At 64.1% G+C, this 13450-nt stretch carries 13 protein-coding genes; 3 read left to right on the forward strand and 10 right to left on the reverse strand.

The genetic code is table 11. The features are described 5' to 3' along the window. Position 1 precedes the first annotated feature (1 nt). Together asnB and ABIA42_RS20930 are read right to left on the reverse strand one after the other, a co-directional pair. Positions 2-1885 carry an asparagine synthase (glutamine-hydrolyzing) gene (gene asnB / locus ABIA42_RS20925; RefSeq protein WP_370121683.1) on the reverse strand — a complete coding sequence of 628 codons (1884 nt, stop codon included), beginning with the start codon at positions 1883-1885 and terminating at the stop codon, positions 2-4. A 1-nt stretch (position 1886) separates the two neighbouring features. Next, positions 1887-2891, reverse strand: coding sequence for a glycosyltransferase family 2 protein (locus ABIA42_RS20930; RefSeq protein WP_370121680.1), 1005 nt, complete (start codon positions 2889-2891; stop codon positions 1887-1889). Positions 2892-3085: 194 nt separating this feature from the next. On the opposite strand from ABIA42_RS20930, the gene ABIA42_RS20935 reads away from it, so the two are divergent. Next, positions 3086-4399: an aminotransferase class III-fold pyridoxal phosphate-dependent enzyme gene (locus ABIA42_RS20935; protein WP_370121677.1), complete on the forward strand. Its 1314-nt coding sequence runs from the start codon at positions 3086-3088 to the stop codon at positions 4397-4399. Here the strand turns inward: ABIA42_RS20935 and ABIA42_RS20940 are convergent, their stop codons facing one another. Genes ABIA42_RS20940 through neuB form a run of 8 tightly spaced genes read right to left on the reverse strand, consistent with a single transcriptional unit; the run spans position 4400 to position 11327 of the window. Beyond that, positions 4400-5065 (reverse strand): hypothetical protein, encoded by a 666-nt coding sequence (locus ABIA42_RS20940; protein ID WP_370121674.1) that lies wholly within the window; start codon positions 5063-5065, stop codon positions 4400-4402. A 4-nt stretch (positions 5066-5069) separates the two neighbouring features. After that, positions 5070-5846, reverse strand: a complete 777-nt coding sequence (locus ABIA42_RS20945; RefSeq protein ID WP_370121671.1) for an imidazole glycerol phosphate synthase cyclase subunit — start codon at positions 5844-5846, stop codon at positions 5070-5072. A 10-nt stretch (positions 5847-5856) separates the two neighbouring features. Beyond that, positions 5857-6495 carry an imidazole glycerol phosphate synthase subunit HisH gene (gene hisH / locus ABIA42_RS20950; protein WP_370121669.1) on the reverse strand — a complete coding sequence of 213 codons (639 nt, stop codon included), beginning with the start codon at positions 6493-6495 and terminating at the stop codon, positions 5857-5859. A 48-nt stretch (positions 6496-6543) separates the two neighbouring features. Beyond that, positions 6544-7725 carry an N-acetyl sugar amidotransferase gene (locus ABIA42_RS20955; RefSeq protein WP_370121666.1) on the reverse strand — a complete coding sequence of 394 codons (1182 nt, stop codon included), beginning with the start codon at positions 7723-7725 and terminating at the stop codon, positions 6544-6546. A 37-nt stretch (positions 7726-7762) separates the two neighbouring features. Then, positions 7763-8575: an SDR family oxidoreductase gene (locus tag ABIA42_RS20960; RefSeq protein WP_370121663.1), complete on the reverse strand. Its 813-nt coding sequence runs from the start codon at positions 8573-8575 to the stop codon at positions 7763-7765. Next, on the reverse strand, positions 8572-9612 hold the full coding sequence (locus ABIA42_RS20965) for a nucleotidyltransferase family protein (RefSeq protein ID WP_370143633.1): 1041 nt from the start codon (positions 9610-9612) through the stop codon (positions 8572-8574). Before ABIA42_RS20965 ends, ABIA42_RS20960 begins: the two co-directional genes overlap by 4 nt. Before the next feature lie 3 nt (positions 9613-9615). Beyond that, the gene (locus ABIA42_RS20970; protein ID WP_370121657.1) at positions 9616-10248 is read right to left on the reverse strand and encodes a NeuD/PglB/VioB family sugar acetyltransferase; all 633 of its coding nucleotides are present in this window, start codon (positions 10246-10248) and stop codon (positions 9616-9618) included. Beyond that, positions 10245-11327: an N-acetylneuraminate synthase gene (gene neuB / locus ABIA42_RS20975; protein ID WP_370121655.1), complete on the reverse strand. Its 1083-nt coding sequence runs from the start codon at positions 11325-11327 to the stop codon at positions 10245-10247. Before neuB ends, ABIA42_RS20970 begins: the two co-directional genes overlap by 4 nt. A gap of 184 nt (positions 11328-11511) precedes the next feature. Here neuB and ABIA42_RS20980 point away from each other — a divergent pair, with 184 nt between their 5' ends. Next, the gene (locus ABIA42_RS20980) at positions 11512-12258 is read left to right on the forward strand and encodes an acylneuraminate cytidylyltransferase family protein (protein WP_370121652.1); all 747 of its coding nucleotides are present in this window, start codon (positions 11512-11514) and stop codon (positions 12256-12258) included. Then, entirely contained in the window at positions 12255-13448 is a 1194-nt protein-coding gene (gene neuC, locus ABIA42_RS20985) for a UDP-N-acetylglucosamine 2-epimerase (RefSeq protein ID WP_370121650.1), read from the forward strand. Before ABIA42_RS20980 ends, neuC begins: the two co-directional genes overlap by 4 nt. Positions 13449-13450 lie beyond the last annotated feature (2 nt).

Below are 13450 nucleotides of genomic sequence, written 5' to 3' on the forward strand. Positions count from 1 at the left end.
ATCATCCTATGGGGGCAAGCTGGGGCAGGCGCGCGTCCAGGCCAAGCCAGATCCACAGCGCTCCCCGGTCGTCGCACTTTTTGGCCGCATGGTCGGCCCAGCGCCGCGACAGGACGCGCTGATTGAGGAAGCTAGTTCGGGGCGAGGCCGGCATCGGAAGCTCCCGCAGCCACCGCGCGATCGGCGCGCCGAAACCCTTCTTCGCCCGGTGGAGGATGTCGTCGGGCAACCGATTGCGGAGCGAGCGCTTCAAGATCCATTTGCTCACGCCCTTGCGCAACTTGACGTCGATCGGCAGGCGCCGTGCGAACTCCACAACATCGTTGTCCAGAAACGGCGCGCGGACTTCGAGCGATTCGAGCATCGAGCTGCGATCCGACTTCACCAGGATGTCGTCAGGCAAATAGAGGTTGGTGAAGAACTCCAGCGTACGGTTTGCATCGTCACGCGCTTCCGATTGCTCCCACGCCGTGATCGCTTCCCCGTACAGGGTCTCCGGGTCCACCTCCTCCTCGAAGAGTTCCGATATTTCCCTGCTGCCGAGGGCGCCGAGCCACGCCGCATTCCACATCGACGGCTTCAGGCTCAGGCCCCTCAGGCCGCGCTTGACCTTGAAATCGAAACTCATGTTCTGCTCGGAGGGCGGCAGCCGACTCGCCAGAACGGAGATCGCCTGATGGATCTTGCGCGGAACCATCCGATCGTACATGCGGGCAAGCCCGAGAATCTTGAAGGGATCGTAGCCGGCAAAGAGCTCGTCGCCTCCGTCGCCCGACAGCGCCACTTTAACGTTCTCCGCAGCGTACTTGCAAAGCACCGACGTCGGGACGATGGAACTGTCCCCCATGGGCTCGTCGATACGCCCGAGCAAGGCGACGAGCTCCGAGCGCACGGCGTCCAGATCACAGAGCTTGAGGTGCCAATTGCATCCGACGAGCTTGGCGACCCGCTCGGCGTAGCGAGACTCATCGAAGCTGGGCTCGGTGAACCCAATCGAGAAGGCGTCAATGGTCTTGGGGTCGCGCGCGTCCGCCGCATGCGCCAGGATCGCCGACGAATCCACGCCACCGGACAGAAAAAGACCTAGCGGCACGTCGCTTTCGAGCCGTGCGGACACGGACTTGCCGAGAAGATGGTCGAGCTCCTCAGCCCAATCATCTTCCGTCCCCGCGGGCGCTGCGTCGGGCAGAATTGAGAAGCGCCAATAGGATCGCTCGACCGGGGCTGGCAGCGGAGCATGGTCGATCTGGGACAGGTCGATATCCAGCCAGCTGCCGGGTCGCAACCGCTGGACGCCGGCGAGCGGCGTCCTGGTTCCCGGGATAAAGCTGTATGCAAAGAGCTTCTGTATCGCCAGACGATCGATGCCAGTCCCCTTCAACGAAGGATGTTTGGTCATCGCCCCGAGCTCGGAGGCAAAGACGAACTCTCCGTTCTTTACGGTCCAGAACAGGGGCTTTTCACCGAACCGATCCCGCGCGATGACCAAGCGCTCGCCAGCGCGATCGAGTAGCGCGAAGGCGAACATGCCGTTGAGCCTGGGCAGCAGTTCCTCGCCCCATTCGACCCAGCCGTGAAGCAGCACCTCGGTGTCACTATGGGACGTCGCGAAGCGATGCCCGCGCGCCTCCAGCTCCGATCGGAGACTTCGGTGATTGTAGATTTCGCCATTGAAGACGACCGTTATGCGGGCATCCGGAAGAGACATAGGCTGGATGCCACCTCCGATGTCGAGAATGGCGAGACGCCTGTGCGCGAGGTGTACGTGCCTCTTCGCATCCGACAGGAAGCCTTCTCCGTCGGGTCCCCGATGGGCAAGCTCGCGCGCCATCGTCCTCAGGACGGCGGGATTCTCGGCACCGACGAAGCCTGCGATTCCGCACATGTCAGTCGCTTTCAGCCTCGAAATTGATCCGATTCTTCACATCGTAAATGCGCTTGCTCTGCGACTCGAAGTAGATCCGGACCATCAGTTCCGCGAGCAACCCCATCAGGATACACATCGTGCCGGTGATCGCGCACAGCGACACGAGAAGCGGCAGCGGCGTCTGGATGAAGGCGATGCCATCGAAATATTTCAGCCAAAGGGAATACAGGCCGGTGCAAAACCCAAGGGCGAAGAAGGCGACCGCAGCTCCGCCGAAGACGTAAATCGGCTTCGTTTCGTATTCGGTCAGGAACTTGACCAGCAGCAGATCGAGCACGACCTTGAAGACGCGCTCCAGTCCGTATTTGGACTTGCCGGCGCGACGCGGGTGGTGCGCGACCGGAATTTCCACCACGCGGCCTCCCTGCCAGGCAGCGTAGATTGGGATGAATCTGTGCATCTCGCCATACAGCCGGAAACCGCGCAGGAGGTCGGCCTTGTAGGCTTTGAGCGTGCAACCATAGTCGTGGAGCGACAACCCCGACAGCCAGGAGATGAGCCGATTGGCCAGACGAGACGGCAAATTCCGCAGGAGTGCGTTGTCCTGCCGGTCTCGGCGCCAACCCGACACGACGTCGAACCCTTCGTCCATCTTGGCGAGGAGCCGCGGAATGTCATCGGGATCGTTCTGCAGATCACCGTCCATAGGCACAATGACGTCGCCCCGCGCCGCATCAAATCCCGCCATCATGGCGGCGGTCTGGCCGCAGTTTCTGGCGAAGGTGATCACTTTGAACCGGGAATCGGACGCGGCCAGGCGCTCGAGTTGCTGCGCCGAGCCGTCGGTCGACCCGTCATTGACCAGGATGACCTCAACCTCCCGTCCGAGCGTCGAGATGGTCTTCATGAGCGCCGCACGAAGCGGCTCAATGTTGGCCTCTTCGTTGAAAATGGGAATGACGATCGATAGTCTCGCGGCTCGACGCAGCATTTCCAGCCCTGAAGTCGGCGCAACGTCGGTCATGACAGCCTTCCAGATAGATCCCACGCCGAGCGATAGAGCTGCCCGCCCCCACCCTTTGACGTCGTACTTCGAACGCAAAGGCATCGTCAACTAGTGGTTCTGCGATCCATCACTCCATGCGTCCCGGTTGCCGGCCGCTTGCCTGGGCAGAGCTTTTCGGGTAGCCAGACGTTCATCACTGCAGACGGACGAAGATGTCAGGAACTGGTCAGAGTCTCTACCGACGCGCGCGCAAGGTCATGCCCGGCGGGACGCAATTGCTCTCAAAGCGGCCGGAAATGTTCCTGCCGGAGCAGTGGCCAACCTATTTCAAATCGGCCAAGGGCGCCGAAGTCGTCGACCTCGACGGCAAGACCTATCTCGACATGAGCTATTGCGGCATCGGCGCCACGATTCTCGGCTTTGCCGATCCCGACGTCGATGCGGCCGTGAAAACCGCGATCGACATGGGCTCGATGTCGACCCTGAACTGCGCCGAGGACATCGAACTCGCGGAACTGCTGGTCGAGCTGCATCCCTGGGCCGACATGGTGCGCTTCGGCCGCGCCGGCGGCGAGGCCATGGCGATCGCGGTGCGCATCGCGCGTGCGGCGACCGGCCGCGACATGGTGGCGTTCTGCGGCTATCACGGCTGGCACGACTGGTATCTGAGCGCCAATCTCGGCGAGACCGCCGCGCTCGACGGGCACCTGCTGCCAGGCCTCGACACCAAGGGCGTGCCGCGCGGTCTCGCCGGCCTGATGCACCCGTTCCACTTCAACAAGCTCGACGAGATCGAGGCGATCGTCGCCGCCCATGGCGAGCGGCTCGCTGCGATCGTGATGGAGCCGGTGCGCTCCAGCGAGCCCGAGTCCGCCTTCATCAAGGGCATCCGCGCGCTCGCCGACCGCTGCGGCGCCGCACTGATCTTCGACGAGGTGACCTCCGGCTTCCGTATCAATTCCGGCGGCGCGCATCTCGCCTACGGCGTCGACCCCGACATGGCCGTATTCGCCAAGGCGATCGCCAACGGCTTCCCGATGGCCGCGATCGTCGGCCGCGCCTCGGTGATGGATGCCGCGCAGGAAACCTTCGTCAGCTCGACCGCGTGGACCGAGCGGGTCGGCCCGGTCGCGGCCCTTGCCACCCTGCGCAAGCATCGCGAACAGAACGTCGCCCGGCACCTGATGCGGATCGGCAGCCGGATCCAGAAGGGCTGGACCGAGGCGTCACAGGCCACCGGCATGCCGCTGCACGTCTCCGGCATCTCGCCGCTCGGCCATTTCGCCTTCGACTTGCCCGACGCGCAGGAGGTGCGCACGCTGTTCACGCAGATGATGCTGGACCGCGGCATCCTCGCCACCGGCTCGTTCTACGCGATGTGGTCGCACACTGATGCCCATGTCGACCGCTACCTGGAAGCGGTGAACGAGGTGTTCCGGGACCTGCGTACCGCGGTCGACCAGAAGGCCGTCAAGCAGTTGCTGCGCGGCCCGGTTGCGCATTCCGGGTTCAAGCGGCTGACCTGATCAGCCTTTGACCCCGAAGATGTCGCGCACCACGTTCCGCGAGGTCGGCGACCGCGCGGCCTTTGGATAGATGCCGTGCAAGATGCTGTCGGCGGCCAGCGCGCCGCCGTCGATGATGATCGCGCCGGTCGACACGAAGCTGTTGTCGCCCACGGCGGTCTTGCCGATGACGCGGCTGCCGCCGTACATCACGATGCCGCGTCCGAACGACGGATAGTCGTTGTCGAGGTTCGCCCCCACCGTGCAGTTGTGATAGCAGATGAAGTAATCCGAATAGCTGGCGCGGCCGAGCACGGTGCCGACCGGATGCTGGACCGCAAACACGTGGGGCAGCTCCACCTCGTAAAAGGCGTCGAGCGCGTGCAACGCCTTGTTCAGCGCGTAGGCCTTGTCGGCGATGGGGTGGCCGGGCCGCTCGCGAAACGCTGAATTGGCGAGATAGTAGAGGAAGATCGCGTACTGGTCGGAGTGCCAGTGCGAGAACCGCGCCTCGCCACCCGCGAAAAATCCCTTCAGCCGCACGCGCGAAAAACAATGATCGATCCGACCGAGCGCGAGATCGATGAATTTTGGGAGGTCGCCGAGGTCGGCGCCGTCGGGAAACAAATTCTCGAACTGCTTGCGCACATAGAGAGCGAGATCATTGCGGGCAAGCGAGAGCTGCACGGTGCTAATTCCTGCTTGAGGAGCTGGCGCGCACGTCGAGCCCGCGCGAGAACAGATGGCTGCGCAGCTTGATCGGGCTGTGGTCGGTGAACAGGAACATCGAGGAGATCGCCACCGCCGACGCGCCGGCCTCCAGCGCGTCGATCGCGTGCTGGAGCGAACCGCAGCCGCCGGAGACGATCAGGGGCACGCTCAGCACATTGGCGGCCTTATGGATCATGTCGAGATCGTAGCCGCTCATGGTGCCGTCGCGGTCGATCGAGCCGAGCAGCACCTCGCCGCAATGCAGATCCTCGCAGCGCCGCGCCCATTCGATCGGATCGAGCGCGACATGCTCGCGGCCGCCGTCGATGAACACGCTGGCGTGGTTGGGGCTGATCCTCTTGTAGTCGATCGACACCGTCATGCACTGGTCGCCGAAGGTGCGTGCCGCCTCGCGCAAAAATTCCGGACGCCGCACGGCCTCGGAGTTCACCGACACCTTGTCGGCGCCGGCGCGGAGCAGCATGTTGACGTCGTCGAGCGTCTTGACGCCGCCGCCGACGGTGAACGGCATGAAAATCTCTTCCGACATCCGCTCGATGATGTCGACGACGCGGCCGCGCGAGGCCGCGCTCGGCACGATGTCGAGCACGATCAGCTCGTCAACGCCGTAATCATTGTAGACCTTGGCCGTCGTCACCGGGTTGCCGGCGGCGCGCTCGTTCTCGAAGAAGCGGACATATTTGACGAGCCTGCCGTCGCGCAGCAGGAATTTTGGGATCAGGCGCTTCTTCAGCATCGCGAGGACTTCAGGGATTCCAGCGCAGGAAATTGCTCATCAGCTCGATCCCGGTATCCTGGCTCTTCTCGGGATGGAACTGGGTGGCGGCGATGTTGTCGCGCGCGATGATCGCGGTCACCGGCTGGCCGTATTGGGCGTAGCCGACCACGTCGCCGGCATCCTTGCAGCGCATGGCGAAGGAGTGCACGAAATAGAACGCCAAATTGCTCTCGCGGATATTGGCGAGGATCGGATGGTTGCGCTCCTTCGCCACCATGTTCCAGCCCATATGCGGGATCTTCAACGCAGGATCGTTCGGCATCAGCCGCAGCACGTCGGCATCGAACCAGCCGAGCCCGCGATGCGCCACGCCGTCGTCCGCATGCTCCTCGGAATTGTTGGCGAGGAGCTGCATGCCCAGGCACACCGCGAGGAATGGCTTGCCCTTTTCGCGGACGTGGCGCTCAAGCATCTCGTCGATGCCGCGCGCGCGGATGTTGCTCATGGCATCGCCGAACGCACCGACGCCGGGCAGGATGACGTGGGAGGCGTCGGCGATGGCGTCGGCGTCATGCGTCACGACCGGATCGAAGCCGCAATACTCGACGGCGTTCTTCACCGAGCGCACATTGTTGATGCCATAATCGACGATCGCTACGCCTGACATCGCCTGCTCCCCCGCGGCGCGATCATCGCGCCACCCATCGACCCTCGCCTAGCCCTTGCCGCCGCCGATCTCGACACCCGGATGGTTCGGCCACGGCACCTTGGTATTGTTCCACTTGTCCATGTCCGGCATGCGGCGACCCGGCTCGACCGTGTTCGGCGAGAACTGCCACGGGCTGACCTCGTGCTTGATCGCGATGCCCAAAAACTGCTCCTCGGTCAGATTGAGATAGTCGAGGAACAGATCGAGGCTCGGCGGCCGCTTGCCGTCGAACTCGCGCACCAGCGCCTCGCCCTGCTCGCGGGTCATGCGCTTGTTGCGGATGTCGATATTGGCGAGATGGTTGGTCCGGCCCATGCCGCGCTTGATGTATTTCAGATAGTCGCGCACGCCCTGGAAGAAGCACTCGATCTTCTCGTAGTCGTATTCCGGCGGAATGCCCTCGACCTCCTGGCCCTTCCAGCCGAGCTCGCGCTTGATGATCTCGACGTGCTTCTTGGTGTCCCACTTGATGTAGCTGCCGAGGCAGATCGAGCGGCACTTGATCCGCATCAGCTCCTTGCGCGGCGGATACACGAACGGATAGAGATCGCGCTTGGCGACGCGGCCGCCGAGGAACTCGTACATATCGTCGGCGGTGATGCCGAGATTCATGGCGCGGTTGAAGCGCTTTTCGTCGACCTCTTCCATCTCGTCATAGGAATAGAACGACTGGTATTCGGCGAGACTCTCGCCCCAGAACAGGAGCGGCGTTTCGTAGCGGATCGCGATCTGCATGGTGTGGGCATAGATGCCGGTGTGGCAGTGCCAGCAGAAGTCGCCGCGGCGCTTCAGCGATTCCAGCATCAGCTCACGCACCACATGCCAATTCGGCGTGAAGTTCAGCACGTCGACGCCGAGCTGCTTGAACACGCTGGTGTTGTTCTCTTCGATCAGCGGACGATAGAACCAGTGGTCGAAACGTACCACCAGCGGCTTCAGGCCGAGTTTCTTGACGACGTACCAGAGCTGGAAGACGCTGTCCTTGCCGCCCGAATAGGGCACGATGCAGTCGTATAGACCCTTGTCGCGGTATTGCGCGACCAGTTCCATCATCTGGTCATGGCGCTCGTCCCAGTTGATCTGGGTGTCACGAACCTCGATCTGACGGCAAACGCTGCACGAACCGGCTTCGTCGAATGATGTGGCCTCCGCCGTTTCCGGCAATAAGCATTTGCTACAGCTCAACATTTCCGAGATTCTCGCGATTGCATGATTTGCTGTCGGCTTACCACGCCGTCCACCCCCCGTCGACCGCAATGCACTGTCCCGTCACATATGCAGAGAGATCGCTGGCCAGATAGGCCACGGCGCCCTTCATATCGTCCTCGTTTGCCATGCGTGCAAGCGGCGTCCGGGCCACATAGCGGCTCAAAAACGGCTCCGGCGTCGCCCTGAAGACGCCGCCCGGCGCCACCGCATTGACCCGCACCTTGGGTGCCATGGTCGTGGCCAGCCACCGCGTCATCTGGATCAGGCCGCCCTTGCTGGCAGCATAGGCGGCCGGGTTCCCGAGCGGGGTCCCCTCGTAGAGCCGCCAGTCGGGCCCGGCGAGGCCGTAGATCGAGGAAATATTGATCACACTGCCATGGCACGACTTGGCGAGATCCTCGGCAGCCGCCTGGATGAGGACGAAGGGCGCGGTGAGGTTGACCTCGATCGCCCGCCGCCAGGTCGCATCCGACTGCTGCTCGAACGGCACCGCCCAACCCTCCAGTCCGTTGGTGCCGACGAAGGCCGCGCAATTGACGATGATGTCGATACCATCAAAGGCTTCGCGCACCCGCCGCGGCAGATCTTTCACCGCCTCACCCTGCTCGAAATCGCAGTCGAACATGGCTGCCTTGACCGAGTGACTCGCAGTCAGCTTCGCCGCCGCTTCAGTACCCGCTGACGCAGCAATATCGACCAGTGCGATGCTGGCACCGAGTTCGGCAAGACCGGCAGCGATCGCGCGGCCGATATGGCCGGCGCCGCCGGTGATAACGGCGACCCGGCCGTCGAGCGACATCATCTCGCGGAGCGAACGTTCGCTGCTCATCCAAAGATCCTCTGGAATTCGTCGGAGGCACGCTGCAGATCGTCGAGCCGGCCGACGTCGATCCAGTATTCCCGCAAGGGAAAGACGACCGACGGCTTGCCCTTTGCGATGGTGCGCTCGATCAGCGTCGGCATGTCAACGGCTTCGTTGGCGTCGAGATGATCGAGCACGGCGGGATCGAGCAGATAGACACCGGCATTGACGAAGAACTTTTGCGTCGGCTTCTCGCGGATGCCGAGTAGGCGATGGTCGTCGAAGTCGATCACTCCGAACGGCACCGTCACCGAATGCTCGCGCACGCATATTGTGGAGAACGCCTGGTACTCGCGATGATATTTCAGCATCTGCTCGAAATTGACCGTCGTCAGCAGATCGCCGTTCATGACGAAGAACGGCTGCGACGGCCTGCCAGGCAACAGCGACAGCGCGCCGGCGGTGCCGAGCCGCTCGTTCTCCTGCAGATAGTTGATCTCCACGCCCCAGGCCGAGCCGTCGCCAAAATAGTCGCGGATCATGTCGGCCTTGTAATTGACCGAGATGAAGAACTTGCCAAACCCGGCCTTGACGAAGCCGCCGAGCACGGTTTCCAGGATCGGCTTGTCGCCGACGCGGATCAGCGGCTTCGGGATGTCGTCGGTCAGCGGCTTCAGCCGCGAGCCGAGGCCGCCGGCCATCAACACGACCCAATGATCGGATTGCTGCGCGAGCGCAAGATCGTCGATCAGCTTGACCTCGACCACCCGCCCCTCGGCATCGACGAGCGGAAGCTGGTGGATCGAATGCTTGCGCATCAGATTGAGCGCGGCCGGGTTCGAGATGCCGACTGGCGCCGTGATCGGCGTGCGGTTCATCACGAGGCTGACGGAGGCATCGAGGCCCGTGCCGCCGAGCAACGCACGCCGCACGTCGCCGTCGGTGACGGTGCCGACGATCCTGCCCTCGCGCTCGACGATGGCGAGTTGCAGATTGCCCTGATCGATCCGCCGCAGCGTCTCGATCAGCGGTGTCTCTTCATTGACGACGAAAGCACCCTTCATGACCTAACCCCGGCCGCCGCCGGCGAACCCGCCGGCCGCGACATCCTTTGTAACCACCGCGCCCGCGGCGACGACGGCTCCGGCGCCCACTTTGACGCCGACCAACACAACGGCACCGGCGCCGACATGGACGCTCTCGCCGATCGACACGCCCCCGCACAGCACCGCCCCCGGCGCGATATGCGCGTGATCGCCGACGACGCAATCGTGCTCGACCACCGCGCGCGTATTCACTAGCACGTTCCGTCCGATCCGCGCCGCCGGCTGGATCACGGCGCCCGCCATCACCTGTGCGCCGTCGCCCAGTTGCGCGTTGGAGGCGATCACGGCGGAGGCATGCGCGATCACGGGAAACCTGAACCCCTGCCCAGCGAATCGATCGAACAGAGCGCGCCGGCCCGCCAGCCCCGAATCGCTGCGCGAGGCGCGATTGCCGAGACCATTGGCCAGCTCGACGGTGTCGGGGGCCATCTTCAGGACGTCGTCGTCGGATCCCGTGATCTTGACGCCGCCGATGGCCTCGCCGATGCGCGCGGCATCGCGGTCGGCGACGGCTGCGGGATGGATGCCACGGCTCAGCAACGCCTCGATGACGACGCGGGCGTGACCGCCGGCGCAGAGCACGATCAGGCTCATGGCTCCAGCGCCTCGTTGGCCGCGTAGTCGCGCGAGGCGGCTTTGCCGAGATAGCTCCAGTATTCGATCGGCGGAACGCCATTGCCCGGGCGCTTGACGCCGAGATTGTCTTCGGTGAAGCGCTCGCCGGCGCGCACCGGGCGCAGCGCGATGAGGCTGCGGCGCGCCACTGCGCGGTTTGGAATCTCCTCCGGCGCCGGCACCTTGCGGCCGTCGCCGAGCGCGGCCTCGACGTCGCGTATCGCTGCGATCATCGCCGTCATCTCGTCGGGTTCGATCGAGGCGCGGTGATCCGGTCCGGGCAAATCGCGGTCGAGAGTCAGATGTTTTTCGATCGCACTGGCGCCGAGCGCCACGGCCGCCGCCGCGATGTGGATGCCCCGGCTGTGGTCGGAGAAGCCGACCGGCAGGCCGAACGCCTCGCGCAGCGTTGCCATCGCGCGCAGATTGATCGATTGCGGATCGGCCGGATATTCAGTCGTACAATGAAGCAGCGTGACTTTTGCGCGCAGCTCCGTCCAGGTCCCGCGGTCGAGCAACAGGTTCGCGAAGTCGGCGGGCGACGGGCGCGCAGTTGCATCGCGGAGATATCCGAAAGCGATGACGCCAAGCGCCTGCTCCACTTCGGCGAGCATTCCCATTCCGGTCGACAGGATGATCGGCAGCCGGAACCGCGCCAGATGCAGCAAGAGTGGCGCATTGGTGAGATCGCCCGAGCCGACCTTCAGCGTGGACACGCCGACGCGGCGGACCAAATGCGTGGCACTGTCGGGATCGAACGGCGTCGACATGTAGGTGATGCCAGCAGCGACGCAGGCCGCGGCGATCTGCTCCTCGTCCTCGGTGCTGAGCTCGAGCGCGCGCAGCATGTCAAGCTGCGACTGCGTCTTGCCGGTGGTCGCCTGCTGGTAGCTCGCCTTCGCGGCCTCAGCCGTGGCGAGCTTGTCGGCGCGAAACGACTGAAACTTGACGACGTCGGCCCCCGCCCGCGCCGCCGCCTCCACCAGCGCCATCGCGCGTGCGCGGTCGCCGTTGTGGTTGACGCCAGCCTCAGCAATGATCAAGGTTTTGCGATGCATGGGGTTTTGTTGCAAGCAGCGAAGCGAAATCGCCCGCCAATCAAGCGGTTGTCTTAGCCGAGCACGCTGGTAAAAGCAACGCAAGCGGGCGGTTTGCGGCGTTCCCCAAGGGGACCGACAAGACCCCGAGGAGCGACGAATCACGCTGATTCGCAACGACGAAACATAGGATCATCGAGAGCCCATGACGAACTCGCCCGAGATATTGTTCCTGCTGGTCGGCCGCGGCGGATCGAAGGGCCTGCCCGGCAAGAATCTGCGCGAGATCGGCGGCCTCAGCCTGACCGGCTACAAGGCGATTGCCGCCAAGCAGTCCCGTTACTGCTCGCGCCTGATCGTCTCCAGCGACAGCCCCGAGATCCGCGCCGAAGCGATGCGGTATGGCGCCGAAATGCTGTTCGAGCGACCGGCTGAGCTCGCGACCGACACCGCCTCCTCCAACGACGTGGTGCTGCACGCCATGGACTGGATCGAGGCGCATGAAAAGCGGCGCTACGACGCCATCATGCTGCTGGAACCCTCCTCGCCCTTCGCGAAGCCAAAGCATTTCGACGAGGCCGTCGAATTGTTCGCCGCGCGCAAGGCGAGCCTCGTCGTCGGCATGCGCGAGACCGAGGTTTCCTCAATCTTCGTCGGCACGCTCGGCAAGGACGGCTCGATCGGCGGCATCGTCGAGAAGATGCTGACGACGACGGCGCAACGGCGGCAGGACCAGCCCATCGAAGTCACCATGAACGGCGCGCTCTACCTCGTCGGCTGGGACGCCATGCGCAAGCATCGCAAGATCTACGCCGATCCGTCAGCGAGCTACGGCATCATGATGGACCGCATGCATTCGATCGAGATCGAGAGCGCGGCCGACCTCGCCTACGCCTCCTATGTCATCGAGCACGGCATGCTCGATGCTTCGCCCTGGCGGAAGCCCGCATGAGCGCACGCCGCCACATCGCCGTCGTCACGGGCTCGCGCGCCGACTACGGCCTGCTGCGGGGTATCCTGACGCAGCTCAAGGCGGCCGATGACGTCGCGCTGAGCGTGATTGCCTGCGGCATGCACCTTTTGCCGCGCTTCGGCGAGACCTGGAGGATCATCGAGGCCGACGGCTTTCCGATCGCTGCGAAGATCGATCTCGCCCTCGACGACGATCGTGCCGAAACGATCGCGCGCGGCACCGGCATCGGCGTCATCGGCTTTGCCGAGGCGCTGCCAAAGCTCGCACCCGACATCCTCGTCGTGCTCGGCGACCGCTACGAGGTGCTGGCCGCCTCCGTTGCGGCAACGCTGCTGAACATCCCGATCGCGCACATCCATGGCGGCGAGATCACCGCGGGCGCCTTCGACGACGCGATCCGTCATGCCATCACCAAGATGGCCTGTCTGCATTTCGTCGCGGCCGAGCCCTATCGCCGGCGCGTGATCCAGATGGGCGAGCAGCCCGATTGCGTCTTCAATGTCGGCGCGCCCGGCCTCGATCTGGCCGACAGCACGCCGAAGCCGACCCGTGCCGAGCTGTTCGCAAAGCTCGGCATCGGCGGTCCCGAGCGCTTTCTGCTGGTGACGCTGCATCCGACCACGGCGCAGCCCGAGACCGACGCTGCCAATGTCGCGGCCCTCATCGGTGCACTCGCCGCGGTCGACGACCGCAGCTTCATCTTCACCGGCGTCAACGCTGATCCGGGGTATCGCGCCATCGATGAGGCGATCAAGGCGTTTGTCGCGACGCGAAGCGAGCGCGCCCACCTCTTCACCTCGCTCGGCAGCGAGCGCTATTGGGCCGCGCTGCGGCTGGCGGACGCCGTGGTCGGCAACTCCTCCAGCGGCATCCTGGAAGCGCCGGCCGTCGGCGTCCCAACGATCAATATCGGCGACCGCCAAAAAGGCCGACTGCGCGCCGCCTCGATCATCGATTGTCCGGCCGATTCGGTGGCCATCCTCGCGAGCCTCACCCGCATCTTCGAGGGCCGGTTCCAACCCGATCCCCCGATTGAGCCGCCGTATGGGCGCGGGGGTGCGTCCGAGGCCATCGCCCGAACGCTTCGGAAGATCGACCTCACGCGCGCTTTCCCAAAGCATTTCCATGATTTACCGGCCACACCGGAACCGCCCGGAACGACCGGATAAAC

Origin of the sequence: Bradyrhizobium sp. USDA 327, assembly GCF_041262065.1 — a bacterium.
Taxonomy (GTDB): domain Bacteria; phylum Pseudomonadota; class Alphaproteobacteria; order Rhizobiales; family Xanthobacteraceae; genus Bradyrhizobium; species Bradyrhizobium liaoningense.

What these genes read in the sequence shown, in the direction of transcription:
- neuB (WP_370121655.1), bottom strand. Translation starts at nt 11,327, where the DNA reads ATGCATCGCAAAACCTTGATCATTGCTGAGGCTGGCGTCAACCACAAC.
- ABIA42_RS20965 (WP_370143633.1), bottom strand. Translation starts at nt 9,612, where the DNA reads ATGAAGGGTGCTTTCGTCGTCAATGAAGAGACACCGCTGATCGAGACG.
- ABIA42_RS20970 (WP_370121657.1), bottom strand. Translation starts at nt 10,248, where the DNA reads ATGAGCCTGATCGTGCTCTGCGCCGGCGGTCACGCCCGCGTCGTCATC.
- neuC (WP_370121650.1), top strand. Translation starts at nt 12,255, where the DNA reads ATGAGCGCACGCCGCCACATCGCCGTCGTCACGGGCTCGCGCGCCGAC.
- ABIA42_RS20930 (WP_370121680.1), bottom strand. Translation starts at nt 2,891, where the DNA reads ATGACCGACGTTGCGCCGACTTCAGGGCTGGAAATGCTGCGTCGAGCC.
- ABIA42_RS20945 (WP_370121671.1), bottom strand. Translation starts at nt 5,846, where the DNA reads ATGCTGAAGAAGCGCCTGATCCCAAAATTCCTGCTGCGCGACGGCAGG.
- ABIA42_RS20935 (WP_370121677.1), top strand. Translation starts at nt 3,086, where the DNA reads ATGTCAGGAACTGGTCAGAGTCTCTACCGACGCGCGCGCAAGGTCATG.
- asnB (WP_370121683.1), bottom strand. Translation starts at nt 1,885, where the DNA reads ATGTGCGGAATCGCAGGCTTCGTCGGTGCCGAGAATCCCGCCGTCCTG.
- ABIA42_RS20980 (WP_370121652.1), top strand. Translation starts at nt 11,512, where the DNA reads ATGACGAACTCGCCCGAGATATTGTTCCTGCTGGTCGGCCGCGGCGGA.
- ABIA42_RS20955 (WP_370121666.1), bottom strand. Translation starts at nt 7,725, where the DNA reads ATGTTGAGCTGTAGCAAATGCTTATTGCCGGAAACGGCGGAGGCCACA.
- ABIA42_RS20960 (WP_370121663.1), bottom strand. Translation starts at nt 8,575, where the DNA reads ATGAGCAGCGAACGTTCGCTCCGCGAGATGATGTCGCTCGACGGCCGG.
- hisH (WP_370121669.1), bottom strand. Translation starts at nt 6,495, where the DNA reads ATGTCAGGCGTAGCGATCGTCGATTATGGCATCAACAATGTGCGCTCG.